This is a genomic window from Blastococcus sp. SYSU DS1024, assembly GCF_054050795.1.
Map to the genome: position 1 here is coordinate 84,880 of NZ_JBJHAA010000006.1, position 23,503 is coordinate 108,382.

General features: G+C 75.2%; 21 protein-coding genes and 1 pseudogene. 14 read left to right on the forward strand and 8 right to left on the reverse strand.

Translation table 11 applies throughout. The features are described from left to right. Positions 1 to 57 precede the first annotated feature (57 nt). The 4 genes from ACI79S_RS07710 to ACI79S_RS07725 all read left to right on the forward strand — a co-directional run bounded on the left by ACI79S_RS07710 (position 58) and on the right by ACI79S_RS07725 (position 5,116). Entirely contained in the window at positions 58 to 912 is an 855-nt protein-coding gene (locus tag ACI79S_RS07710; protein ID WP_456592958.1) for a hypothetical protein, read from the forward strand. Positions 913 to 1,021: 109 nt separating this feature from the next. After that, positions 1,022 to 2,695 carry an alkaline phosphatase D family protein gene (locus tag ACI79S_RS07715; RefSeq protein WP_456592858.1) on the forward strand — a complete coding sequence of 558 codons (1,674 nt, stop codon included), beginning with the start codon at positions 1,022 to 1,024 and terminating at the stop codon, positions 2,693 to 2,695. Further along, positions 2,692 to 3,975, forward strand: coding sequence for an alkaline phosphatase family protein (locus ACI79S_RS07720; protein ID WP_456592859.1), 1,284 nt, complete (start codon positions 2,692 to 2,694; stop codon positions 3,973 to 3,975). Before ACI79S_RS07715 ends, ACI79S_RS07720 begins: the two co-directional genes overlap by 4 nt. A gap of 70 nt (positions 3,976 to 4,045) precedes the next feature. Continuing rightward, the gene (locus ACI79S_RS07725; protein WP_456592860.1) at positions 4,046 to 5,116 is read left to right on the forward strand and encodes a GGDEF domain-containing protein; all 1,071 of its coding nucleotides are present in this window, start codon (positions 4,046 to 4,048) and stop codon (positions 5,114 to 5,116) included. On the opposite strand, the gene ACI79S_RS07730 is transcribed toward ACI79S_RS07725, so the two are convergent. Genes ACI79S_RS07730 through ACI79S_RS07745 form a run of 4 tightly spaced genes read right to left on the reverse strand, consistent with a single transcriptional unit; the run spans position 5,113 to position 8,294 of the window. Continuing rightward, a complete protein-coding gene (locus ACI79S_RS07730) occupies positions 5,113 to 6,243 on the reverse strand; it encodes an NAD(P)/FAD-dependent oxidoreductase (protein WP_456592861.1) in 1,131 nt (376 codons plus the stop codon). The two genes, ACI79S_RS07725 and ACI79S_RS07730, sit on opposite strands and share 4 nt — an antisense overlap. Before the next feature lie 27 nt (positions 6,244 to 6,270). Further along, a complete protein-coding gene (locus ACI79S_RS07735; RefSeq protein ID WP_456592862.1) occupies positions 6,271 to 7,206 on the reverse strand; it encodes an alpha/beta fold hydrolase in 936 nt (311 codons plus the stop codon). Positions 7,207 to 7,256: 50 nt separating this feature from the next. Continuing rightward, on the reverse strand, positions 7,257 to 7,829 hold the full coding sequence (locus ACI79S_RS07740) for an LOG family protein (protein WP_456592863.1): 573 nt from the start codon (positions 7,827 to 7,829) through the stop codon (positions 7,257 to 7,259). 3 nt (positions 7,830 to 7,832) lie between these two features. Further along, complete coding sequence (locus ACI79S_RS07745; RefSeq protein WP_456592864.1) at positions 7,833 to 8,294, reverse strand: MaoC family dehydratase; 462 nt, start codon at positions 8,292 to 8,294, stop codon at positions 7,833 to 7,835. Between the two features lie 188 nt (positions 8,295 to 8,482). Between ACI79S_RS07745 and ACI79S_RS07750 the strand changes: the two genes are divergently transcribed. The 4 genes from ACI79S_RS07750 (at position 8,483) to ACI79S_RS07765 (ending at position 11,029) form a co-directional block, all read left to right on the forward strand. After that, positions 8,483 to 8,977 (forward strand): NUDIX domain-containing protein, encoded by a 495-nt coding sequence (locus ACI79S_RS07750; protein ID WP_456592865.1) that lies wholly within the window; start codon positions 8,483 to 8,485, stop codon positions 8,975 to 8,977. Positions 8,978 to 8,986: 9 nt separating this feature from the next. After that, a complete protein-coding gene (locus ACI79S_RS07755; RefSeq protein ID WP_456592866.1) occupies positions 8,987 to 9,877 on the forward strand; it encodes a 1,4-dihydroxy-2-naphthoyl-CoA synthase in 891 nt (296 codons plus the stop codon). Positions 9,878 to 9,964: 87 nt separating this feature from the next. Further along, complete coding sequence (locus ACI79S_RS07760; RefSeq protein ID WP_456592867.1) at positions 9,965 to 10,297, forward strand: hypothetical protein; 333 nt, start codon at positions 9,965 to 9,967, stop codon at positions 10,295 to 10,297. A gap of 138 nt (positions 10,298 to 10,435) precedes the next feature. Beyond that, positions 10,436 to 11,029, forward strand: a complete 594-nt coding sequence (locus ACI79S_RS07765) for a TetR-like C-terminal domain-containing protein (RefSeq protein WP_456592868.1) — start codon at positions 10,436 to 10,438, stop codon at positions 11,027 to 11,029. A 12-nt stretch (positions 11,030 to 11,041) separates the two neighbouring features. On the opposite strand, the gene ACI79S_RS07770 is transcribed toward ACI79S_RS07765, so the two are convergent. Continuing rightward, positions 11,042 to 11,743 (reverse strand): TetR/AcrR family transcriptional regulator, encoded by a 702-nt coding sequence (locus ACI79S_RS07770; protein WP_456592869.1) that lies wholly within the window; start codon positions 11,741 to 11,743, stop codon positions 11,042 to 11,044. A 173-nt stretch (positions 11,744 to 11,916) separates the two neighbouring features. Here ACI79S_RS07770 and ACI79S_RS07775 point away from each other — a divergent pair, with 173 nt between their 5' ends. Together ACI79S_RS07775 and ACI79S_RS07780 are read left to right on the forward strand one after the other, a co-directional pair. After that, a complete protein-coding gene (locus ACI79S_RS07775) occupies positions 11,917 to 13,032 on the forward strand; it encodes an NDMA-dependent alcohol dehydrogenase (protein ID WP_456592870.1) in 1,116 nt (371 codons plus the stop codon). A gap of 128 nt (positions 13,033 to 13,160) precedes the next feature. After that, complete coding sequence (locus ACI79S_RS07780) at positions 13,161 to 13,826, forward strand: HAD family hydrolase (protein WP_456592871.1); 666 nt, start codon at positions 13,161 to 13,163, stop codon at positions 13,824 to 13,826. 96 nt (positions 13,827 to 13,922) lie between these two features. Here ACI79S_RS07780 and ACI79S_RS07785 read toward each other — a convergent pair whose 3' ends face one another. From ACI79S_RS07785 to ACI79S_RS07795, 3 genes are all read right to left on the reverse strand, one after another. Beyond that, positions 13,923 to 14,759 (reverse strand): glycerophosphodiester phosphodiesterase, encoded by an 837-nt coding sequence (locus ACI79S_RS07785; protein ID WP_456592872.1) that lies wholly within the window; start codon positions 14,757 to 14,759, stop codon positions 13,923 to 13,925. 95 nt (positions 14,760 to 14,854) lie between these two features. Continuing rightward, positions 14,855 to 15,820, reverse strand: coding sequence for a glucosyl-3-phosphoglycerate synthase (locus ACI79S_RS07790; protein WP_456592873.1), 966 nt, complete (start codon positions 15,818 to 15,820; stop codon positions 14,855 to 14,857). A gap of 119 nt (positions 15,821 to 15,939) precedes the next feature. Then, positions 15,940 to 18,513 (reverse strand): diguanylate cyclase domain-containing protein, encoded by a 2,574-nt coding sequence (locus ACI79S_RS07795; RefSeq protein ID WP_456592874.1) that lies wholly within the window; start codon positions 18,511 to 18,513, stop codon positions 15,940 to 15,942. 164 nt (positions 18,514 to 18,677) lie between these two features. Here ACI79S_RS07795 and ACI79S_RS07800 point away from each other — a divergent pair, with 164 nt between their 5' ends. From ACI79S_RS07800 to fdh, 4 genes and pseudogenes are all read left to right on the forward strand, one after another. Beyond that, the gene (locus ACI79S_RS07800) at positions 18,678 to 18,935 is read left to right on the forward strand and encodes a hypothetical protein (RefSeq protein ID WP_456592875.1); all 258 of its coding nucleotides are present in this window, start codon (positions 18,678 to 18,680) and stop codon (positions 18,933 to 18,935) included. A 70-nt stretch (positions 18,936 to 19,005) separates the two neighbouring features. Next, positions 19,006 to 19,245 carry a hypothetical protein gene (locus ACI79S_RS07805; RefSeq protein ID WP_456592876.1) on the forward strand — a complete coding sequence of 80 codons (240 nt, stop codon included), beginning with the start codon at positions 19,006 to 19,008 and terminating at the stop codon, positions 19,243 to 19,245. A gap of 119 nt (positions 19,246 to 19,364) precedes the next feature. After that, positions 19,365 to 19,982, forward strand: coding sequence for a hypothetical protein (locus ACI79S_RS07810; RefSeq protein WP_456592877.1), 618 nt, complete (start codon positions 19,365 to 19,367; stop codon positions 19,980 to 19,982). A gap of 139 nt (positions 19,983 to 20,121) precedes the next feature. Further along, positions 20,122 to 23,421: pseudogene (fdh, locus tag ACI79S_RS07815) on the forward strand (formate dehydrogenase). Positions 23,422 to 23,503: the final 82 nt, after the last annotated feature.

Here is a 23,503-nt window from a genome sequence, read left to right on the forward strand (position 1 = left end):
GTGATCGCGGCACCTTCCCCGGCCGCGACGCGCGCACGGAGGAGTCCTCTGGTGATCATGGGCACGATGCTGCTGTGGCCGGCCGCTGCGGTGCTGGGCTTCCTGCTCTGCACCGCGGTGGTGGTCGCGCTCGGCGCCAGCTCCACCGCCCGGTACGAGTACGCCGGCGCGGCCACCACCCAGCAGGCCCAGCGTGCCGCGGCGCGCGCCGCCGGCACCCACCCGGCCGGACGCCGCGCCGCCCCCGCCCCCGCTCCGGCCGATGGCGGGGCCCAGGGGCGCCCCCGGGCGGTCGCCCTCGCCCTCCGGCCCGCCGCGGCGCCGGCGCCCGCGCGGCCGGCCGCCGCCGCTCCCGTGGCCGCGAACGGCTGGTGGCTGGTCGACGAGGCGGCCCAGGTGGTGGCCGGCCCCTTCGACGACCGGATCGACGCCGACTGGGCGGCGCTGTCGGGTGAGCTGGCGGCCCTGACCGTCTTCGGCACCCCGCGGCCCGACGGCACGATCGCCCCGCGACCCTCGCCGGCGGACCGGGTCTGGCTGACCGAGCTCGGCGACCAGCTCGACCGGCTGTCCGAGGACTGGGACGCGCTGCTGACCGACACCGACCCGCTGACCACCCTGGTCGTGGAGGTCGCCGCGGCGCTGGTCGAGGCCGGGCTGCCGCTGCACGACGCCGCCGGGAGCGGGACGGCGGGCGGGGTCTGCCTGGTGCCCGAGCCCGCGTCCTGCGGGGTGCTGGTCAGCTGGCGGACGCACGACCGGATGGGCGTGCAGCACTCGCGCGGCGAGGCGGCGCAGGTGGTCGTGCAGGAGGTCATGGCCGCCGCCCTCGCCGACACGCTGGCCGAGCTCGGCTTCGTCGTCCAGACCGTCGGGGCGACCGGGGTCACCCTGGTGACCGCGCTGCGCTGAGCGCTGCCGCCGCGAGGCGCGAGGGAGGCGACGCGGAACCGGCGGCGAACGCTCGGTGAACGCTGCGTCCAGGCCGTAACTGCGCGGGGGCCCGGTCAATGGACGGACCGTGATCACCCGTACGCCGCCGATCTCCCGCCGCACCGCCCTGCAACTGGCCGCCGTCACCGGCGCCGGGGTTGCGGGCGCAGCGGCCGCCGGCCCCGCCGCCGCCGCGCCGCCGGCCCCCGCCCGCGGCCCCTTGCCGTTCGCGCACGGGGTCGCCTCCGGCGATCCACTGCCCGACGCCGTGGTCCTCTGGACCCGCGTGACGCCCGACGCCCGCTCGACGCCGGGCTCCGGCGCCGGCCCCGTCGTGGAGGTCGGCTGGGAGGTGGCCACCGACCCCGGCTTCCGCCGCGTCGTCCGCCGGGGGCGGGTGCGCACCGGGCCCGCCGCCGACCACACGGTGAAGGTGGACGCCGCCGGGCTGCGGCCGGCCACCGGCTACTGGTACCGCTTCAGCTGCCGGGGGGCGACCTCCCCGGTGGGCCGCACCCGCACGGCGCCCGCCACCGGTGCCGCCGTGCCGCGGCTGCGCATGGGGGTGGTCTCCTGCGCCAACCTGCAGGCCGGCTGGTTCACCGCCTACCGGCACCTGGCCGCGCGCGGGGACCTCGACCTCGTGGTGCACCTGGGCGACTACCTGTACGAGTACGCGCCGGGGGAGTACCAGGCGCGTGACATCGTCGTCCGGCCACACGACCCGCCGCACGAGATCGTCACGCTGGCCGACTACCGGCGCCGGCACGCGCAGTACAAGGCCGATCCCGACCTGCAGGCCCTGCACGCCGCCGCGCCCTGGGTGGTCACCTGGGACGACCACGAGAGCGCCAACGACGCGTGGTCCGGCGGCGCGGAGAACCACGCGGAAGGGGTCGAGGGTGCCTGGGCCGTCCGGCGCCGCGCCGCGCAGCAGGCCTATGCCGAGTGGATGCCGGTGCGCTACACGCCGGGCGGCCGGCTCTACCGGCGGCTGCGGTTCGGCCGGCTGGCCAGCCTGTCGATGCTGGACCTGCGCACCTACCGCGACCAGCAGGCGGCCTCGCCGGTCGATCCCGCCCTCGGCGACGCCGGCCGCACGCTGACCGGGCCGGAGCAGCTGGAGTACCTGCTGGAGGGGCTCGCCGACGACGCGGTGCAGTGGAAACTCGTGGGCAACCCGGTGATGATCGCGCCGGTGCGGTTCCCGAACGGGCTCGACCTGCGGGTCGTGCGGGGGATCGCCTCGCTGGTGGACGCCCCGGCGCCGGCGGTGACCGGGCTGCCCTACAACGTCGACCAGTGGGACGGCTACCCCGCCGAGCGGGACCGGGTGCGGGCACACCTGCGGGACCGCGCCCTGCGCGACACCGTCTTCCTCACCGGCGACATCCACTCCGGCTGGGCGGCCGAGCTGCCCGCGGACGACGCCACCTACCCGCTCACCCGCGACAGCCTCGGAGTGGAACTCGTGTGCACCTCGGTGACCAGCGACAACCTCGACGACATCCTCGGCAGCGCGCCCCGGACGACGTCCCTGGCGGTGGAGACGGCGATCCGGGTCGCCAACCCGCACGTGAAGCACCTGGACTTCGACTCGCACGGCTTCTCGGTACTCGACGTCACGCCGGAGGCGGTCCAGATGGACTGGTACGTCCTCACCGACCGCACCGATCCGGCGTCGGCCGCGGTCTGGTCGACGTCCTGGCGGACACCGGCCGGCACCGGCCGCGTGGAGCGCGCGACCCGGCGGCTGGGATGAGCGGCGCGGCGCAGGGCATGGACCGCCGGCAGTTCCTCCGGGTCACGGCCGCGGGCGGCGCGGCCGTCGTCCTGTCGACGGCGCTCGGCGCGCCGCGGGCCCGGGCGGCCGACCGGCTGCGGGTCTACGTGCTGGTCGTCGACGGGACGCGGCCGGAGGAGATCACCCCGCTGCTCACCCCGAACCTGCACCGGCTGAAGACCGGGGGCACCTGGTTCCCGTCGGCGCGCTCGCTGCCGGTGATGGAGACCATCCCCAACCACGTGATGATGATGACCGGCGTCCGGCCCGACCGGTCCGGGGTGCCGGCCAACTCCGTGTTCGACCGGACCGAGGGCGTCGTCCGCGACCTGGACCGCCCCACGGACCTGCGCTTCCCCACGCTGCTGGAGCGGGTGAACGCCACCGGGCGGACCACGGGCACCGTGCTGTCCAAGGAGTACCTGTACGGCATCTTCGGAGAGCGGGCCACCTACCGCTGGGAGCCGTTCCCGGTCCTCCCCGTCACCGGGCACGCGCCGGACGCCGCCACCACCGACGCGCTGATCGCGATGGTCGACGAGGCCGACCCCGACCTGGTCTTCGTCAACCTCGGCGACATCGACCGCGTCGGGCACAGCGACCTGACCGGCAGCACCCTGCGCGTCGCCCGCACCCTCGCGCTGAGCGGCACCGACCTGCAGGTGGGCCGGTTCGTGCGGCACCTGCAGCGCACCGGCCGGTGGGCCAGCAGCGTGCTGGTGGTGCTCGCCGACCACTCGATGGACTGGTCGGTGCCGACGAACCTCGTCTCGGTGGACGCCGTCCTGCGCCCGCGACCGGACCTGCGGCAGGCTGTGCAGATCGCTCAGAACGGGGGAGCGGACCTCCTCTACTGGACCGGGCCGGCCGCCCAGCGGGCGGCGGGGCTGGCGGAGGTGCGGCGGCTGGTGGCCGGGCACCCGGGCGTGCTGTCGGTGCACCGGCCGGCGGAGCTGCGGCTGGGGCGGGAGGCCGGCGACCTGGTCGCCTACTGCCGGGCCGGGTGGCGCTTCACCGACCCGACGCCGCTGTCCAACCCCATCCCCGGCAACCACGGGCACCCGGCCACCGAGCCGATCCCCTTCCTGCTGTCCGGCGGGCACCCCCTGGTCCGCACCGGGGCGGTCAGCGGGGCGCCGGCGCGCACGGTGGACGTCGCGCCCACCGTCGGCGCGCTGTTCGGCCTCGGTGCGCCGCGGGGCGGGTACGACGGCGCGGCGCGCACGGAGGCGTTCACCCGGCTGCCCGGGCGGCGGTGAGCCGACCGCACCGGGGGGTTGCCTCCTCGGCCGGGGGGTTGCCTCCCCGTCCGGGGGAGGGGGAGCTCCGGTGCCGACGTCCCCGTGCCGATGGGGGGAGGTGAGCTTCCCGCCGTCGCTGCGAGCGCGCGAGCCCCGTGCCGCGGCGCGCACGGCCGTCGTCGTCCTGGCCGTGTGCGCCGGGATGCTGGCCCTGGTGGGCCTCCTGGGGCCCGCCGCGGACGGTGATGCGAGCCCGGCGGTGGTCTGGGCCTGCGTGCTCGGCCTGGTCGGGGTGGCGGCCCTCTTCCACCGGGTGCCCGCGGAGCGGCTGGACCGCGCCGGGGCGTTCGTCGTCCTGGCCGTCGGCGGGGTGACGGTGCTGTGCGTCCTGGCGGTCGTCAACGGGGGGACGTCGACCCGCGCGCAGGCGTTCCTGGCGTTCGTGGTGCTCTACGCGGGCTTCCACCTGCGGACGGCGGGCGCGGTGCTCGCCACGGTCGCCGCCGTGGCGGCCGGCGGAGTCATGCTGTTCGACGCCGCGCCGTTCAGGGGCGCCCTCACCGACTTCGCGTTCTTCGGCGCCATGCTCGGCGTGATCGGCGGTCTGCTCATCCGCTCCACCGGCAAGCAGGAGCGGCTGGTGGCGGCGCTCCAGCAGCAGGCGGACGTCGACACGCTGACCGGGCTGGTCACGCGGCGCGTCCTGGACGAGGCGCTGGATGCCGCCGGCGCCACCCCGGCGTCGTCGCAGGGCACCGCGCTGATCCTCATGGACGTCGACCGGTTCAAGATGATCAACGACGTGCACGGTCACCTGGCCGGCGACGACGCGCTGGTGCACCTCTCCACGCTGATCAAGCAGCAGATCCGCAGCGCCGACGCGCTGGTCAGCCGGTTGGGCGGGGACGAGGTCGCGGTGCTGCTGCGCGACTGCTCGCGGGCCACCGCGGTGCGCCGCGCCGAGCAGGTGCTGGACGCCGTGGGCGGTGCGCCGCTGGTGCTCCCCGACGGGAGCGCGCTGGCCATGTCGGTGAGCGTCGGGGTCTCGCACGTCGTCGGCGCGGCCACCGATCTGCGCGAGCTCTACGCCGCCGCCGACGTCGCCCTGTACACCGCCAAGCGCGCCGGGCGTGGCCGGGTGGAGGTCGCGGCGGCCTAACCGGCCGGTGGGGGGCGCAGGGAGCGGGCGGCGCCCGCGAGGGCCCGCAGGCTGAGCCGGCCGTCGGCGAGGCCGAGGTCGACCACGTCGTCGAACACGCGCTGCGAGCCGGCCGCGGCCCGGAACACCGCGTCCATCAGCAGCGGCCAGCGGCTCAGCCGGGAGGCCGTCGCCGAGTGCCGGAGGTGCCGGCCGAGCCGGTCGGCGAGCGCGCGCCGGTAGGCCGCGCCCGCGCCCGCCCCCAGGGCGGCCGCCTGCCCGGCGAGAGCGCCGGAGAGCACGGCGTAGAAGATGCCCTCACCGGTCAGCGGGTTGATCAACGCGGCGGCGTCCCCGGCCAGCAGCACCCGCCCGTCGGGCTGGCGGGGTCGGCCGGTGCTCAGCGGCAGCCGGTGGGCGCGGAGCTCCTCGGGCTCGGCTCCCGGCAGCAGCCGGCGCAGCCCGGCGACGAGCTCGGCCCGGGTGGCGCCGCCCGACACCAGTTCCCCGTACCCGACGTTGGCCCGCCCGTCGCCCAGGGGGAAGGACCACGCGTAGGCCGGCCAGCGCTGGTCGGTGGTGGTGATGACCTGGACGCCGCGCTGCCCGGGGGGCTCGGGGGCGTAGCCGCGGAGGGCGACGGCGAGGTGGTCGGGGCGGTTGCGCCCGGCGCCCAGCGCCCGGCGGACCACCGACTCCGCGCCGTCGGCGCCGATCAGCACCCCGGCCGTGACGGACCCGTCCACCTCGACGGCGTCGGTGCGCACGGCGAGCCGCCGGACCACGTGCCGGCGCAGCACCGCCCCGGCGTCCCGGGCGGCCGCGATCAGCCGCGCGTCGAGCACCGCCCGGGGGACGACGTGGGAGGGCCGGGCGGTGGCCCGCTCGACCGTCGTGCCGCCGGGGGAGCGCAGCCGCAGCCGCGGCACCGGCGGGAAGCCCGCCGTGACGGCGCCCGGGTCCAGGCCGAGGCCGGCGAGGACGTCGAACGCCTCGGCGGCGATGCCGTCGCCGCAGACCTTGTCCCGGGGGAACTCGGCGCGGTCGAGCACCAGCACCCGCGCCTCGGGCCGGGCCCGGCGGGCGGCCAGGGCGGCGGCGGCACCGGCCGGCCCACCACCCACGACGACGACGTCCCAGTGCTCCACCTGCCCGACGCTAGGCAGTCGCGGGGCTCACCGCGCGACTGACCGCGGGACGCCGTCCCAGTTCTGGGCGAGCAGCCGCCGCCAGCTGTCCAGGTCGTGCTCGGCCGGCTCGGTGGTGGCGACGAAGTCCAGCAGCACGTCGCAGAAGCGGTCCGGCTCGTCCAGGTGCGGCCAGTGGCCCGCGTCCTCGAACACCTCGATCCGCGCCGACGGGACCGTGGTGCGGACCGTCTCGGCGTGCTGCGCCGGCACGATCGGGTCGCGGCCGCCCCAGACGACCAGCATCGGCACGGAGTCGGCCAGGTAGAGCCGGTCCAGCGCGGTGACCGCCTGCCCCCGCACGTCGACCACCCCGCGGAGGGTGCGCAGGAACGCCCGCCGCGCCTCCGCGTCCTGCAGGGCCAGCAGCGCGTCGCCGGCCTCGGCGAGGTCCCGCACCCGTCGCCACCCGGCGAGCGTCCCGAGCCCGTCGACCGCGCGCAGGCCGAGGCGCAGCGGGCCGGAGACCCCGGCCAGCGCGGTCACCACGAGCTCGGCCCCGGGCAGGGTGGCCGCCCGCAGCCCGGCCGAGAGCTCGGGGCCCAGCCCACCGCTGCCCACGAGCGCCAGCCGCTCGCAGCGCTCGGGGAACTGGTAGGCGAACTGCAGCGCGATGCCCCCGCCGAGCGAGTGCCCCACGACGGTCGCCCGCTCGATGTCGAGGACGGTCAGCAGGTCGCGCATGCCGTTGGCGTAGGCGGCGAGCGAGTAGTCGCCGCGCGGCTTGTCCGAGTCGCCGTGCCCGAGCAGGTCGGGAGCGATGACCGTGTGCGACTCGGCGAGGCGGTCGACCACCCCCGCCCAGGTCTGGCAGTTGTTCCCGATGCCGTGCAGCAGCAGCAGCGGCGGACCCTCCCCGGCGCGGAGGAAGGCCCGCTTGTGCCCGTGGACGATCCGTGACTCGCGGAGCAGACCGGGTGTCACGGCCCTAGTCCACCACGGATCGTGTTGCCCCGGGGTTACGGCGGCGCCGGTCAGGCCGAGGACGGCGCCGTCCACTTCCGCGGCGGGTGCTCGTAGCCCTCGGCGAACCGGAGCAGCCCGGCGGCGTCGCCGACCACCCCGAGCGCGTCGAGCCGGCGGGCGTCGAGGTAGCCGTCGTCGACCATCCGGCGCAGCTGGGCCAGCAGCGGCTGCCAGAACCCCTCGACGTCCAGCAGCGCCGCCGGCTTGCTGTGCAGCCCGAGCATCCCCCACGTCCAGGCCTCGAACAGCTCCTCCAGGGTGCCGGCGGCGCCGGGGAGCGCGACGAACGCATCGGCCAGGTCGGCCATCAGCGCCTTGCGCTCGTGCATGGTGGCGACGACCTCGAGGCGGGGCAGCCCGGGGTGGGCCAGCTCGTCGTCGACGAGGTGCTGCGGGATGACCCCCACCACCTCGCCGCCGGCGGCGAGGGCGGCGTCGGCGACGACGCCCATCATCCCGACGCGCCCGCCGCCGTAGACGATGCCGACGCCGGCCTCCGCCAGCCCGGTGGCGAAGGCCGCGGCGGCCTCCGCGTGGGCCGGCGGGCCGGCGTGCGAGCCGGTGAAGACGGCGATGCGCACCGGCTACTTGCCGCCGTAGTAGCGGAAGACCGGCTCGGCGATGCAGACCGGCTTGTCCCCGCCCTCGCGCTCGATGACGGCGCCCAGCGTGACCTGCAGGCCGCCGGTGACCTCCTCGACCGACTTCAGGGTCGCGGTCAGCCGCACCCGCGAGCCCACCGGCACCGGGGAGGGGAAGCGCACCTTGTTCAGGCCGTAGTTCACGCCCATCACCGTGTCGGTCACGGCGAGGACCTGCGACGAGAGCGGGGCCAGCAGCGAGAGCGTCAGGTAGCCGTGCGCGATCGGGCCGCCGAAGGGGCTCTCCGCCTTGGCGCGCTCGACGTCGACGTGGATCCACTGGTGGTCCCCGGTCGCGTCGGCGAAGAGGTTCACGTGCTCCTGGGTGACCTCGTACCAGTCGCTGCTGCCGAGCTCGGTGCCGGTCAGGCCCTGCAGCTCGGCCATGGTCGTCGTGGTGCTCATCGGTGTGCGCTCCTCCGTTGGACGTGGGTGCCTCCAGGCAACGTAGTCCTGGCGGACGTAGCGCTCTGCCCACCCCGGGTGGGCAGAGCGCGAGCTCCGCCGGGGCACCCCCGGTCCCGCTCCGGTCCGGCCGGCCTCGCGCCACCCGGGCCGGGCGCGGGCGCGCGGAACCGGGTTCACTGGCCGTCGTGCTCACCTCGACCGACGGCTGGACCGCCTGCGACCAGGGGCACCGCCACTGGGGGCGGGCCGGGGCGGCCGGCCTGCTGATCCACCGCGACGGCCCCGACGGCGTCGAGCTGCTCCTGCAGCACCGGGCCTGGTGGTCCCACCACGGGGGCACGTGGGGCACCCCCGGGGGTGCGCTGCACGCGGGGGAGGCGCCGGCCGACGGTGCGCTGCGCGAGGTGGCCGAGGAGCTGGGGCTCACCGCGGCCGACGTCGTCCTGGGCGCGCAGTCGGTGGACGACCACGGGGGCTGGGCCTACACCACGGTGCTGGCCCGGCCGGTGCGCCCGTTCGAGGCGGTCGACCTCCGGCTGGACGGCGAGAGCGACGGCGTGGCGTGGGTGCCGCTGGCGGGGCTGTCCGCGGTCGCGCTGCACCCGGGGCTGGCCGCCTCGCTGGACCGGCTGCGGCCGCTGCTCGAGGACGGCGCTGCTCCGCCTCCGGCCGCGGGTTAGGTTCGGCGCATGAGCGCCCGCGACGACGTCTCCGAGATCTTCGACAGCTCCGCGTGGGCGCCGGTCGAGGGCTTCGACTTCAGCGACATCACCTACCACCGGGCCGTGGACGCCGGCGTCGTCCGCATCGCCTTCGACCGCCCCGAGGTGCGCAACGCCTTCCGGCCGCAGACCGTCGACGAGCTGATCACCGCGCTGGAGCACGCGCGGCTCGCCACCGACGTGGGCTGCGTGCTCCTCACCGGCAACGGGCCGAGCCCGAAGGACGGCGGCTGGGCGTTCTGCTCCGGCGGCGACCAGCGGGTGCGCGGGAAGTACGGCTACGAGCACGACAAGGGCCGCTCCAGCGGCCGGCTGCACATCCTGGAGGCGCAGCGGCTGATCCGCTTCATGCCGAAGGTCGTCGTCTGCGTCGTCCCCGGCTGGGCCGCCGGCGGCGGGCACAGCCTGCACGTCGTCGCCGACCTCACCCTGGCCAGCGCCGAGCACGCCCGGTTCAAGCAGACCGACGCCGACGTCGGCAGCTTCGACGGCGGGTTCGGCTCGGCCTACCTCGCCCGGCAGGTGGGGCAGAAGTTCGCCCGCGAGATCTTCTTCCTGGGCGAGGAGTACACGGCGGCCGACGCCCACGCGATGGGCATGGTCAACCGCGTCGTCCCCCACGCGGAGCTCGAGGCGACGGCGCTGGACTGGGGCCGGAAGATCGTCGCCAAGAGCCCGACCGCCCAGCGGATGCTCAAGTACTCGTTCAACCTGATCGACGACGGCCTGGTCGGGCAGCAGCTGTTCGCGGGGGAGACCACCCGGCTGGCGTACATGGCCGAGGAGGCCGTCGAGGGCCGCGACGCCTTCCTCGAGAAGCGGGACCCCGACTTCGGCCGGTTCCCCTGGCATGTTTAGCGGAAGGACCCCGTCCTCCCCATCCTTCGCAAGCTCAGGGCGGTGCCGTGGACGGGGCCATAACCTGTCATCCATGAGGAGTTCGAAATGATCGTCGAGGTGATGACGGGCGCCGACGAGCGACCCGAGGCGCGGGTGGTCGACGTCGACGACCTGGGCCGGGTGCACCTGGCCCTGGGCGCGGTCACCGACCAGGAGGCCGCCGAGGCGCTGGAGCGGTCGGGGCTCGGCCGGTTGCAGGACTCCGAGACGGCCACCCTCGACGTGGCGGCGCTGCGGGCTGCCGCGGCACCCCGGGCCACCGCCCCGGACTGGACCACGCGGTGGGACGCGATGATCGCCGGCGCCCGCGCCCAGGGCTGGCTGTCCGAGGACGGGGCGAACCTCCGGGTGCACATCGAGAGCGCAGCGGGCGCCTGACCAGCGCGGTCCTCCGCTGCACCCGGCCGGGGGACTGCGGAAGTTACCTGTGCCTCAAGGGACCGAGATCATTGTGGTGACCTCGTCCGGCAGCCAGGATGACCGCGTGCATAGGACAAGCCGTGACAGGACGGCGTCGTGAGCGGCACGCCGGGGCGTCCGCTGAGCGCGCAGCTGTCGGAACAGCTGCTCGCCGTCGCCGTCGACATCCTGGCCGACGAGGGGTGGGGTCGCCTGAACAGCGACCGCATCGCCGCCCGGGCCCGGGCCGGCAAGGCGGGCATCTACCGCCGGTGGCCGTCCATGGCCGCGCTCGCCCGGGCGGCGGTGAGCCGTTTCGAGCTGGTGGTGCTGCCCGAGGACTCCGGGTCGCTGCGGGCGGACCTGCTGGGCCTGCTCACCGAGCGCTGGACGCAGCCGCTGGACCGGGAGGAGCGGGCGGTGGCGAGCCTGGTGGGCGCGGCCCGGCACGACGAGGAGCTGCGGGAAGGGCTGGACGAGGCCCTCACGCGCCCGCTGGCGGCCGCGGTCCAGACCCTCGGTGAGCGGGCCCAGCAGCGCGGGGAGCCCCTCCGCCTCGAGCGCCTGCGGTTGCTGACCTCGGTGCTCGAGGCCTTCTGGTGGCAGCGCTACCGGATGGTCGAGCCGCTGACGGCGGAGCAGGTCGAGTTCATCGTCGACGAGGTGCTGGTACCGCTGCTGCGACCGGTCGACGAGACCGTCGCCGCCTGAGCAGCCGGCGGTTCAGCCGGCGCGGCGGGGCAGCGAGGCGACGTTCGCCGGTGGCTCCAGGCCGAGCTGGGCGTACAGCCCGCTCATCAGGCTGTCGGTGAGCGCCCGCACCTCGGTCGCGGCGGTCCGGTGGTCGGCGGCGTGCTCGACGACGCGTCGCTGCTCCACGACGACCACCCGGGACACGGTGAGCCAGAGGGCCGCGGCCAGGGGGGCGGCGATCCGCGGGCAGAAGAGCACCGGCGAGGTGCCCATCCCGGGCTCGGGGTCGGTCTCCCACGCCTCGGCCAGCGCGGTCGCCAGCTGCTGCTCGGCCTCGAACAGGACCCGCTGCTCGTAGGCGGCCAGTGCGGGGCTGGTGTGCACCGACTCGGTGAAGGTGCGTTCCTCGGGGTGCAGGTGCAGGGCCACGAAGTGCGCGGCGCCCTCGGCCAGGTGATCGCCCAGCGCGATCAGCGGCGTGGTGCCGGGCGGCCGGCTGCGGACGGCGTCGGCCGGGCCGCGGGCCGACGGGATGCGCCCGTCGAAGAAGAGCTCCTCCTTCGTCGGGAAGTGGTTGAACACCGTCTGCACGGCGACGTCGGCCCGGCGGGCGACGTCGGCGACGGTGACCGCCTCGAACCCGCGCTCGGCGAACATCTCCTGCGCCACGGCCCGCACGTGGGCGCGGGTCTGGGCCTTCTTCCGCGCGCGGCGGTCGCTGAGTTCACGCACGGTGCACAGCCTAGGCACCGGAGGTGGCGATTCGCTGTCACAACCGACCGTCCGGTATGTCGCGGGCTCGCTGCCCGGGGGCGTGTGCGGCGGGCTGGGCACCACCAGGCACGATGGCCGCGGATCGGCCCGCCCGGGGCGACCGGACGACGACTGCGAGGAGGAGCCGCCCGGTGCGGACGAGAGCTGCGGTGCTGCGCGAGGCAGGAACCGAGTACGAGATCGTCGAGCTGGAGGTCCTCGACCCCGGGCCCGGCGAGGTGCTGGTCGAGATGGCCTACGCCGGCCTGTGCCACTCCGACGAGCACCTGCGGCACGCCAACCCCGGCGGGCGCTACCCGATCGTCGGCGGGCACGAGGGCTCCGGCGTCGTCCAGGCCGTCGGCGCCGGCGTGACCGGGGTGGCCCCCGGCGACCACGTCGTCACCAGCTTCCTGCCCGCCTGCGGGCACTGCCGGTTCTGCGCCTCGGGCCGCTCCAACCTCTGCGACAAGGGCGCCACCATCGCCACCGGGCAGCTGCCCACCGGCACCTTCCCCTACCGCCTCGACGGCGAGCCGCTGGGCGGGTTCTGCATGATCGGCGCCTTCGCCCGGCACACGCTGCTCAGCGAGTTCTCCTGCGTGCGGATCGATCCCTGGCTGCCGCTGGAGACCGCGGCCCTGGTCGCCTGCAGCGTGCCCACCGGCTGGGGCTCGGCGGTGTACTCCGGCGGGGTGCGGCCGGGCGACACCGTGGTCGTGGTCGGCCTCGGCGGGGTGGGCGTGAACGCCGTCCAGGGGGCGGTGCACGCCGGCGCCATGCACGTCATCGGCGTCGACCCGGTGGCGATGAAGCGGGAGTTCGCCGAGTCGCTGGGCGCCACCCGCACCGTCGCCGACGCCGGCGAGGCGGTGGGGCTGGCGCGCGAGCTCTCCCGGGGCACCGGCGCCGACGTCGTCGTCGTGACGGTGGGGAAGATGACCGGGGAGGTCCACCGGGCCGCCTCGGCCTGCCTCGGCAAGGGCGGCACGCTCGTGCTCACCGCGCTCGCCGACCGGCCCGAGGAGGGCCGGGCGACCCTCAACGGGCAGCTCACCACGGTGTTCGAGCACCGCGTGCAGGGATCGATGTTCGGCTCGTGCAACCCGTTCACCGACATCCCCCGGCTGCTGCGGCTGCACGAGGAGGGCCGGCTCGAGCTCGACCGGCTGATCACCCGCCGCTACGCCCTCGACGAGGTGAACCAGGGGTACCGCGACCAGGCCGCCGGCGAGACGGTCCGCGGCCTGCTCGTGCACGCCGACTGATCCCGCCCGCGCCCCCCGGGCACAGGAGGCTCTGCCTGTGGATGCGGCCTCGGAACCGCATGCACAGCCTCCTGTGCCCAGGGGCGGGGGCCGGTTGGGGAGTGCACCAGCTGGGCAGCCCCCGGGGCGTGAGTTCTCCCCGCATCGCCGTCCTCGACGTCGACGGCACGCTCGTCGACACCAACTACCAGCACGCCCTCGCCTGGTACCGGGCCTTCCGGTCGCTGGGGGAGACCTTCCCGATCTGGCGGATCCACCGGCTGATCGGCATGGGTGGCGACCGGCTCCCGGCCGCGCTCGGCGGGGACGACGTCGAGGAGCGCCTCGGCGACCAGGCCCGTGAGCGCTGGACCGAGGAGTTCGACCGGCTGATCGACGAGGTGGCGCCGCTGCCCGGCGCCCGGGAACTGGTGCGGGCGCTCCGCGAGCGGGGTCACCGCGTGGTGCTGGCCAGCTCCGGCAAGGCGAAGCACGTCGACCACTCGCTGGACCTGCTCCAGCTGCGCGACCTGGCCGAGGCCTGGACCACCAGCGACGACGTCGAGTCGAGCAAGCCCGCCCCCGACCTGCTCGAGGTGGCCCTGACGAAGCTGGGCGAACCCGCGGGTGCGCCGAGCGTGATGGTCGGCGACTCCGTCTTCGACGTGGCGGCGGCCAAGCGCGCCGGGATGCCGGCGCTGGTCGTGCGCTCCGGCGGGTTCGGGGACGACGAGCTGCGCGACGCCGGCGCCCTGGACGTGTTCGACACCCCGGGCGATATCGCCGCCGCCCTGGATCGCCTCGACCTGCGCTGACCCGAGGAGGGCGCGAGGGGCTCTCCGAGCGGGGGAGAGGGCCCGGAGGGCGGCAGGGACCGCGCCGGTGGGGGGTGGTCCGGCGGGCGCGGACGCTCAGGACGCCGTGGAGGAGCGGCCCAGGCGGCGCAGCGCCTCGTCCGGGTGGTCGGTGATCATCGCGTCGACGCCCAGAGACACGAGGAAGTCGATGTCGGCGGCCGAGTTCGCCGTCCACACGTGCACCTCCTTGCCGGCGGCGTGCGCCTGCGCGACGTACCCCGGGTCGGCCCGCAGCAGCGCCAGCCCCGGGCCGACGGCGCTCATGGTGCCCCCCAGGAGCTCGGTGCGCACCGAGCGCAGGCGCTTGCCGATCAGCTGCACGGTCGGCACCCCCGGAGCCAGCGCGTGGACCCGGCGCACCGCCAGCTGGGAGAAGCTCATCACCCGGAACGCCGGCCGGCCGGCCCACTGCGCCGGCCGGTCGCCCCGCAGGAGTCCGTAGCGGCGCAGCAGACGCACCAGCTCCTGCTCCACCCGGTTGGTGTGCCGGGTCGGGTGCTTGGTCTCGAAGGCGAGCCGGACGGAACCGGGTGTGGCCGTGGCGAACTCGAGCAGCCGGTCGAGGGTGAGCACCAGGCCGTTCTCGACGTCGGGCTCGTCGGTGATCGCGGTGATCGTGTCGTCCTTCCACCGGTCCAGCCGGCCGCGCCGGGCGCCGAACCGGAACTGCTCCAGCTCGGCGAGGCGGAGGGCGGAGACGACGCCGCGGCCGTTCGAGGTGCTCCGCACCCGCCGGTCGTGGACGCAGACGAGCACGCCGTCGCGGGTCATCCGGACGTCGCACTCCACCGCGTCGGCGCCCACGATCGCCGCGTTGCGGTACGCGGCCAGGGTGTGCTCGGCCGCCTCGGCGGTGGCCCCGCGGTGGGCGATGACCTCGGGGCCGTTCACCGGGGTGGACGGGGCGAGCGGCGGGTGGTGCGGTGGGGCGGCACGCGGGGATCCTCCCCGCCCGCCGCGGGTTCCGCGAGGTGTGGGTGCCGCGGTCAGACGGCGAGGCGTGCGCGGTACTCGGGCACGGTGATCATCGGCGGGCGTTCGTCGACCGCGACGGCGGAGCTGCGCGGCACGAACCCCGCGCCGTCGTGCCGGAACTGGGTGAGCAGCCCGCTGGGCTCGCGGGTGCACGCCGCCCGGGCCAGCACCGTGGCCACCACCTGGCCGGCCATCTCGCCCAGCGCCTCGACGCTCTGCGAGGTGTGCCGGCGTTCGCCGAGGTCGACCTGGGCCAGCGAGGAGAGGCCGCCCAGGCGCAGCAGGTCGACGAGCAGGCCCACTTCCACGCCGTAGGCCGAGACGAACGGCACCTGCTCCAGCGCCACGCGGCGGCCGGCGTACTCGCCGCCGAGCGGCTGGACGAAGCCGGCGAGCTCCGGCCACAGCGCGTTGAGCAGCGGACGGGCGGTGAGCTCGGTGACCCGGCCACCGCCGGCGGGCTGCTCGGCCCCACCGACCTGCAACGGCCGGGTGTAGCAGCCCTTGACGTAGCTGACCTGCGGGTCGGTGAGCAGCGGCCCCAGCAGGCCGGGCACGTAGTGGGCGACGTCGCCGAGCAGGTCGGCGTCGAGGAAGACGACGAGGTCGCCGGTCGTGGCCGCCAACGACTTCCACAGCGCCTCGCCCTTGCCCCGGCGCGTCCCGGTGGCGGGCAGCACGTCGGTGGTGGCGACGACGGCGGCGCCGGCGGCCCGGGCGACGGCGGCGGTGGCGTCGGTGCTGTCGGAGTCGACGACGACCAGCTCGTCGACGAGCGGGACGCCGCGCACCCAGTGCGCGCGCAGGTCGGCGACCAGCCGGCCCACGGTCGCCTCCTCGTCGCGCGCGGGGAGGACGACGCTGACCCGGTGCCCGCCGCGGCGCTTGGCGTGCAGCAGGGCCGCGGGGTCGACCTCCGCCAGCGAGCGCGCAGCGGTGGTGCGGTCGGCGAACCAGGCGCGGGCGTCAGGTCTCACGCACCCACTGTCGTCCAGCTCCGGGGCGGGCACCAGGCGCGCTTCCCGGTGTTCACCGTGCCGTCACGCGAACGTTCCGGGCGGTGAGCTGCCGGATCCGGCGCGGACCCGCCGGGGGATCAGGCGGTGGGGACGGCGGAGATCAGGCGGGCGAGCTCGTCGGCGTCCAGGTCGTGCGGCAGCGCGCGGCCGTGCACCAGGTGGACACCGGCGGCGAACGCGGCGTCGCTGAGCTCGGGCGTGCTGATGCCGCCGGCGATCGAGGTGAGGCCGAATCCGCTGGTGGTGCGGGCGATGGCGGCCAGCACCCGGAGCGCGCGGCCGGTGTCGTCGCGGGCGGCGAGGGCGGTGAGGTCGACCCGCACCAGGTCGAGGGCGACGCGGGCGAGCAGCGCGAAGATGCTGTGCCCCATGCCGTAGTTGTCCAGGCAGAGCCGGACGCCGGTGCGGCGCACCGCCTCCAGCTCGGGCACGAGGCCGACCGCGGAGGTGAGCAGGGTCTCCTCGGTGAAGGAGAGGACCAGCCGGCCGGCGGGCAGCGCCGCCGCCTCGAGGGCCGCGGTGACCGTGCCGGCCAGCCCCTCGACGCGGACCAGCCCGGCGGGGAGGGGGACCGCGACGGCGACCTCCTCGTCGGGCAGCCCGGCGACCGCGCGGCAGGCCTCGTGCAGCACCCAGGCCTGCAGCTCGGCGACGCGGCCCTGGCGCTCGGCGACGCCCCACAGCTCCAGGCCCCGGACGGAGTCGCGCAGGGGGTGGGACCACACCGGCACGGCGTGCACCACCTCGATGCGGCCGTCCGGACCGCACCCGGCGTCCATGCGCACCGAGAAGGTGCCCTCGGCGACCACGTCGTGGAAGTCGGGCAGGCTCTCCGGGCCGTCCCGCTCGGCGTCGGCGGCGAGCCGCACGCAGCCCTTGCCGGCCCGCTTGGCCGAGCGCAGGGCGACGTCGGCCTCGCGGAAGGCGTGCTGCCCGCCGGCGGCGGTCACCGGGGCGACGCCGACGCTCGCCCCGGTGGCGAAGGTGGACCCGCCGGAGCGGAACGGCATGGCCATCACGTCGACGATGCGGTGCGCGACGTCCTCGGCGTCGGGCAGCGTGCCGCCGACCAGCACCGCGAACTCGTCGCCGCCCAGGCGGGCCACCAGGTCGTCGTCCCGGACGACGGTGTGCAGCCGCCGCGCGACGTCGACGAGCAGCTGGTCGCCGGCCTCGTGCCCGGCGACGTCGTTGACCGCCTTGAAGCCGTCGAGGTCGATCACGAGCAGGCAGCGTTCCTCGGGAACCGGCGCGGCGAGCTCGCGGAAGAGCATCGCGCGGTTGGCCAGGCCGGTGAGGTGGTCGGTGTAGGCCATGCGCTCGAGCTCGCGCTCGCGTCGGCGGCGGGTGGTCACGTCGCGCAGGTAGAGCACGCGGCGGCTGCCGCCGGGGCGCTCGGAGGAGGTCGCCTCCAGCTCGCGGGTGGCCCCGTCGTCGACGGGCACGCGGAACTGCAGCGGCGGCCCCTCGCCCGCGGGGCGGTCCTGCGCCGCCCGGCGCAGCGGCTCGCGGTCCTCGGGGAGCACCAGCTCCAGCAACGACACCTCGGGGTCATCGGTGCCGATGCCCAGCAGCCTGCGCGCCGCGGGGGAGGTGAAGAGCAGCCGGAACCGGGTGTCGATGATCGCGATGCCGTCGGAGCTGGCCTCGACCAGCTCGCGGAAGTCCTCCTCGCTGCGGACGAGGTCCTCGCTGAGCCGGCCGTCCTCGCGGATGCGCAGCACCGCGCGCGCGGCCATGAGGGCGAAGACGACCGCCATGCCCAGGTCGGCGAGCAGGGAGTGGCCCTCGCCCAGCAGGTCCATGGCGATGGTCGACGCCGGGAGGGCCACCATCACGGCCACGACCAGCAGCAGGCCCACCGGGCTGACGACCGGCGTGGCCGCTCGGGCGGTGCGCTCGGTGAACGCCCGCGGTGCGCGGTGGACGGCCAGGGCGGTGGCGACGAGCGAGGTGGCCACGCTCAGGTCGGAGACCGCCGTCCAGACCGTGCCGGGGGAGACGATCGCCATGGCCTCGGCGCCGGCGCCCACCGACTGGGCGATGACCGCGACCATCAGCGTGCTCACCGACCGGCGGAGGCCGGCGGTCGAGACGGTGCACAGGGCCCCGCAGGCGCCGAGCATCACGGCGGCGTAGGACCCGTAGAGCAGGACGAGGGTGCGCAGGTCGTCGGGGGCGCCCACCGGGTTCACGAGCGGCGCACGCAGGATCTCGGTGACCACGAGGACGGCGGTCGCCACGATGGCCCCGTCGACGACGAGCGCGCTCCACCGGGTCCGGATGACCCGCCGGGCGAGCAGCGCCGCGGTCACCAGCGGGGTGGCCGCACCGACCACGAGCAGCACCTCGTCGACGCCGAACCCGTCGAAGGCCGGCCCCGGGAAGGAGCCGGCGAGGAACTGGGCGACGGCGAAGCACAGCGCCCCGGCGGCGACCGGCCACCACGGCCGGGCGGCGGCCGGGTCCATGGTGCGCAGGTGCCGCAGCATGACGAGCGCGCCGCTGGTGGCGACGGCGCCCAGGACGAGCTCGTCCCACTGCATGCCGGTGCCCCCGGGGGCGCTGAACGGGACGGCGAGCACCAGGCCGAGCAGGCCCAGCACCGCCGTCCAGCGCAGCTCCCGGGGGAGTTCGCGCCACCCGGTCACGACGGCACCGCCGCGGGGGGCTCGCCGGCGGAGGTCACGCCGTCGTCATCGGGCGCCGGGGCCGCGCGCTTCACCTGCCGTCGGTCCGCCGTCACCCGATCGGGGGACCGGGCACGGGTGGGCGCCGAGTCGCGGGCCGGCCGGGCCTCCCGCACGATGCGGGCATGACCTCAGGTCAGCTGCCCGCTGTGCGCGTGGGAGGCGAGGAACGGCGGCGGGTCGCGCTGCTGCTGGAGACCGCAGACGTTCTCGCCGACCGGGCCTCGCGCACCGCCGACGCAGCCCAGGCCCAGGTGCTGCTGCGCCGGTCCGCCCAGCGCCGGGCGCAGGCCGAGCGCCTGGCGGCGGAGGGCCCGCCGGGGCGCGACGGCCGCGGGGCGGACGGTGCCCTGCCGTCCGCGAGGAGCGCAGCCCGGCCCTGACGCGGCCGCCGCGAGGCGGGTCCCTGCGGGAGCGGGGCGGGTGGGGCCCGGGCGCGGCTACGGTGGTCCGATGCTCCGCTGGCTCTGCGCCCTGGTCGCCGGGGCGGTCGTCTCCGGGTTCGCCCTCCTCCTGGTCACCGGCGAGTACCGCAACGAGGGCCCGGTGCTGCTGACCATCGTCGGCAACCACGGCGTGCACGCCGGCGACCTGTTCGTCCTGGCGGGGTGGGCGGTCGCCGTCCTGGCGCTCCTGGTGCTCGCGGTCGCCCCCTGCCCGCACCGGCCCGCCGAGGCGCCGCCGCGGGGCTGACGCCGCCGTCCTGCGGTTTTCTTGCGGATCGCTGGACACGACCCTGCGGTTGGCGGCGCAGGGTCGCTCCTGCCGCGGGATGGAGCCGCCACCCCGGCACGAGCAGGGGAGGCAGCGACGTGACCAGCCGGACGAGCAGCACCGTGGCGCACCAGGGCACCACCGCGAAGGTCGTGGGCACGCTCGCCGTGCTCGCCGCCGTGGGCGCGGTCGCCGGACTGGGGACCCTCGGCGGGTTCAGCACCAGCGACAGCGTGGCCACCAAGGTGCAGGCGGGGGTCGTGTCGATCCGGCTGGACGCCGCGGCCGGCGGGTACAGCGTGCCGTTCTCCGGTGGGGCGATGCTCCCCGGCGACGTCGTGCAGGTGCCGTTCGACCTGCGCAACGACGGGGACGTGCCGCTGTCGTCGGTCGGCTTCCGCTCGGTCGCGCGGGTGTCGAGCCCGCTGGACACCGACCGGGTCCACGGACTGCAGATGAGCGTGCAGTCCTGCGACACGCCGTGGGCGAAGGCGGGCGGGAGCTGGTCCTGCGGCGGTGCCGTGACCGACTTCTACGCCGGCCCGATCGTCATGGACCGGGCGCTCGCCGGCGCCGCGAGCCTGCGGCCCGGTGGGGTGGACCACCTGCTGACCACGGTCTCGTTCCCGTCGACGGCCGGTGACGAGCTGCGTCGGCAGTCCAGCACCTTCACCTTCACCTTCACCGCGGCGCAGCGGGACGGCGCCGCGCGCTGACCCGACCACGGCGGCGGCGGGTACCGGGCCCACGGGGGGCCCGGTCCCCGCCCCGCCGTCCGCGCCACCCCCCGTTGCGGACGGTGCCGATCCGGAGCGCGGGCCTGTCGGCGCGCCGCGCGGGACGCCGGATGGCAGAGTGACGCGGGTGAAGACCTGGCTCGACAGCTGGCCGGTGTACCGCCAGCTCACCGGCTCCGACCCGCTGGGTCGCGGCAAGGCCGCGCGCAGCAAGGCCACCGAGGCAACGGTGTCGCGCACCGCCACCGCGGACAGGGTCGTGAAGAGCGTCTGCCCGTACTGCGCCGTCGGCTGTGCGCAGAACGTGTACGTGAAGGACGAGAAGATCGTCCAGATCGAGGGCAACCCCGACTCGCCGGTCAACCGCGGGCGGCTCTGCCCCAAGGGCAGCGCGAGCAAGCAGCTGGTCACCAGCCCGACCCGGGTCACCACGGTCAAGTACCGCCGTCCGTTCGGGACGGAGTGGGAGGACCTCGACCTCGACACGGCGATGGAGATGATCGCCGACCGCGTCCTGGAGGCACGCCGCAAGGGCTGGCAGGACGAGGACGGCGGGAAGCGCGTCAACCGCACCATGGGGATAGCGAGCCTCGGAGGGGCGACCCTCGACAACGAGGAGAACTACCTCATGAAGAAGCTCTACAGCGCCCTCGGCGCCATCCAGATCGAGAACCAGGCGCGCATATAGCACTCCTCCACGGTGCCCGGTCTGGGTGCCTCGTTCGGTCGTGGTGGCGCCACGAACACCCAGCAGGACCTCGCGAACGCCGACTGCATCGTCATCGAGGGCTCCAACATGGCCGAGTGCCATCCGGTGGGCTTCCAGTGGGTGGCCGAGGCCAAGGCGCGCGGCGCGAAGGTCGTGCACATCGACCCGCGGTTCACGCGGACCAGCGCGATCGCCGACCTGCACGTGCCGCTGCGGATGGGCAGCGACATCGCCTTCCTCGGCGGCCTGATCAGGTACGTGCTCGACAACGAGCTGTACTTCAAGGAGTACGTCACCGCCTACACGAACGCCGCCGCGCTCATCGGTGAGGAGTTCGTCGACGCGGAGGACCTCGGCGGCCTGTTCTCCGGCTTCGACCCGGAGACGAGCACCTACGACGAGACCAGCTGGCAGTACGAGCTCGAGGAGCCGGCGCAGTCGGGTGCCGACGACCCGGCCCAGGCCGCGGAGCAGGACCGGACCGACGATGACCCGTCGGTCACCAGGTCCGACCGCGCGCAGGCGGCCGGCAGCGGCGGGCCGCCGATCCCGGGCAAGCCCAAGCGCGACGAGACGTTGCAGCACCCGCGCTCGGTGTTCCAGATCCTCAAGCGGCACTACGCCCGCTACACCCCCGAGATGGTGTCCGAGGTCTGCGGCATCGAGCCGGAGGTCTTCGAGCAGGTCGCGCGGTGGGTCACCGAGAACAGCGGCCGCGACCGGACGACGGCGTGGGTGTACTCGGTGGGCTGGACGCAGCACAGCGTCGGCGCGCAGTACATCCGCACCTGCTCGATCCTGCAGCTCCTGCTGGGCAACATCGGCCGCCCCGGCGGCGGGATCATGGCGCTGCGCGGGCACGCCAGCATCCAGGGCTCGACCGACATCCCGACGCTGTACAACATCCTGCCGGGCTACCTCCCGATGCCCCACGCGCTGCAGCACGACGACCTCGACGACTACGTCGCCGACGCCGCCGGCAAGGCGGGCTTCTGGGGCAACAAGCGCGCCTACATGACCAGCCTGCTCAAGGCGTGGTGGGGCGACGCGGCGACGGCGGAGAACGACTTCTGCTTCGACTACCTGCCCAAGATCAACGGCGACCACAGCTCCTACCGCACGATCGCCGACATGATCGAGGGCAAGGTCTCCGGCTACTTCCTGGTCGGGGAGAACCCCGTGGTCGGGCACCCCAACGGCCGGATGAACCGGTTCGGCCTGGCCAACCTCGACTGGCTGGTCGTCCGCGACCTGCAGTTGATCGAGTCGGCGACCTTCTGGCAGCAGGCGCCGGAGATCGAGACGGGGGAGCTGTCCCCCGATTCGATCGGCACCGAGGTCTTCTTCATGCCCGCGGCGACGCACGTGGAGAAGGAAGGCACCTTCACGCAGACCCAGCGGATGCTGCAGTGGCGGGACAAGGCGGTCGAGCCGCCGGACGACGCGCGCAGTGACCTGTGGTTCTACTTCCACCTCGGCCGCATCCTCCGCGAGCGGCTGAAGGACTCCACCGACCCGCGCGACCGCCCGCTGCTGGACCTGACCTGGGGCTATCCGGTGCACGGCGAGCGGCTCGAGCCGGACGCCGACGCGGTGCTGCGCGAGATCAACGGCTTCGGCCCCGACGGTCAGCTGCTGAACTCCTACATGCAGATGAAGGACGACGGCTCGACGACCGGCGGCTGCTGGATCTACTGCGGCGTCTACGCCGACGGCGTCAACCAGGCCCGCCGGCGCAGGCCGGCGGCCGAGCAGGGCCCCGCGGCCCCCGAGTGGGGCTGGGCCTGGCCGCTCAACCGCCGCGTCCTCTACAACCGTGCCTCGGCCGACCCCGACGGCAAGCCGTGGAGCGAGCGCAAGAAGTACGTGTGGTGGGACGAGGCGGCCGGCGAGTGGACCGGTCTGGACGTCCCCGACTTCGAGAAGAACAAGCGCCCCGACTACGTGCCGCCCGACGACGCGCGGGCGCAGGACGCGCTGCGCGGCGACGACCCGTTCGTCATGCAGGGCGACGGGAAGGGCTGGCTCTACGCGCCGGCCGGCCTGGTGGACGGGCCGCTGCCGACGCACTACGAGCCGGCGGAGTCGGTCGTCGGGAACGCGTTGTACGAGGTGCAGGCGAACCCGACGATCGAGCGGATCCCGGGTCCGTGGAACCGGGAGAACCCGTCGCGCAGCGACGTCTTCCCGTTCCAGGTGACCACCTACCGGCTCACCGAGCACCACACCGCGGGCGCGATGAGCCGCACGCTCCCCTACCTGGCGGAGCTGCAGCCGGAGTTCTTCGTCGAGGTGAGCCCGGAGCTGGCCCGGTTGCGCGGACTGGCCAACGGCGAGTACGCGACGCTGGTCAGCGCCCGGACGGCGATCGAGGCGAAGGTGCTGGTCACCGAGCGGATGCGGCCCATCAAGCTGCGCAACGGCACGGTCGTGCACCAGATCGGCATGCCGTACCACTGGTCCTACAGCGGCATCTCCACCGGGGATTCGGCCAACGACCTGCTCGGCATCGTGCTGGACGCCAACACGCACATCCAGGAGGACAAGGTCAGCACCGCCGACATCGTGCCGGGACGACGCCCGCGCGGCCCGGAGCTGCTCGACTTCGTGGAGAGCTACCGCCGGCGGGCCGGGGTGGAGTCGGGCCGGGTGGGGCTCAACGGCCGCGACCCGGTGGCCGCCGAGGCCGGCGAAGGGTCCATGCAGTGACCGCCGGGATCAGGTTCCCTGATCGTGGCGTGTCCTCCCTCGCGGTGTGCGGTGAGGGCGGACGCGCTGCGGTGGGGGAGGA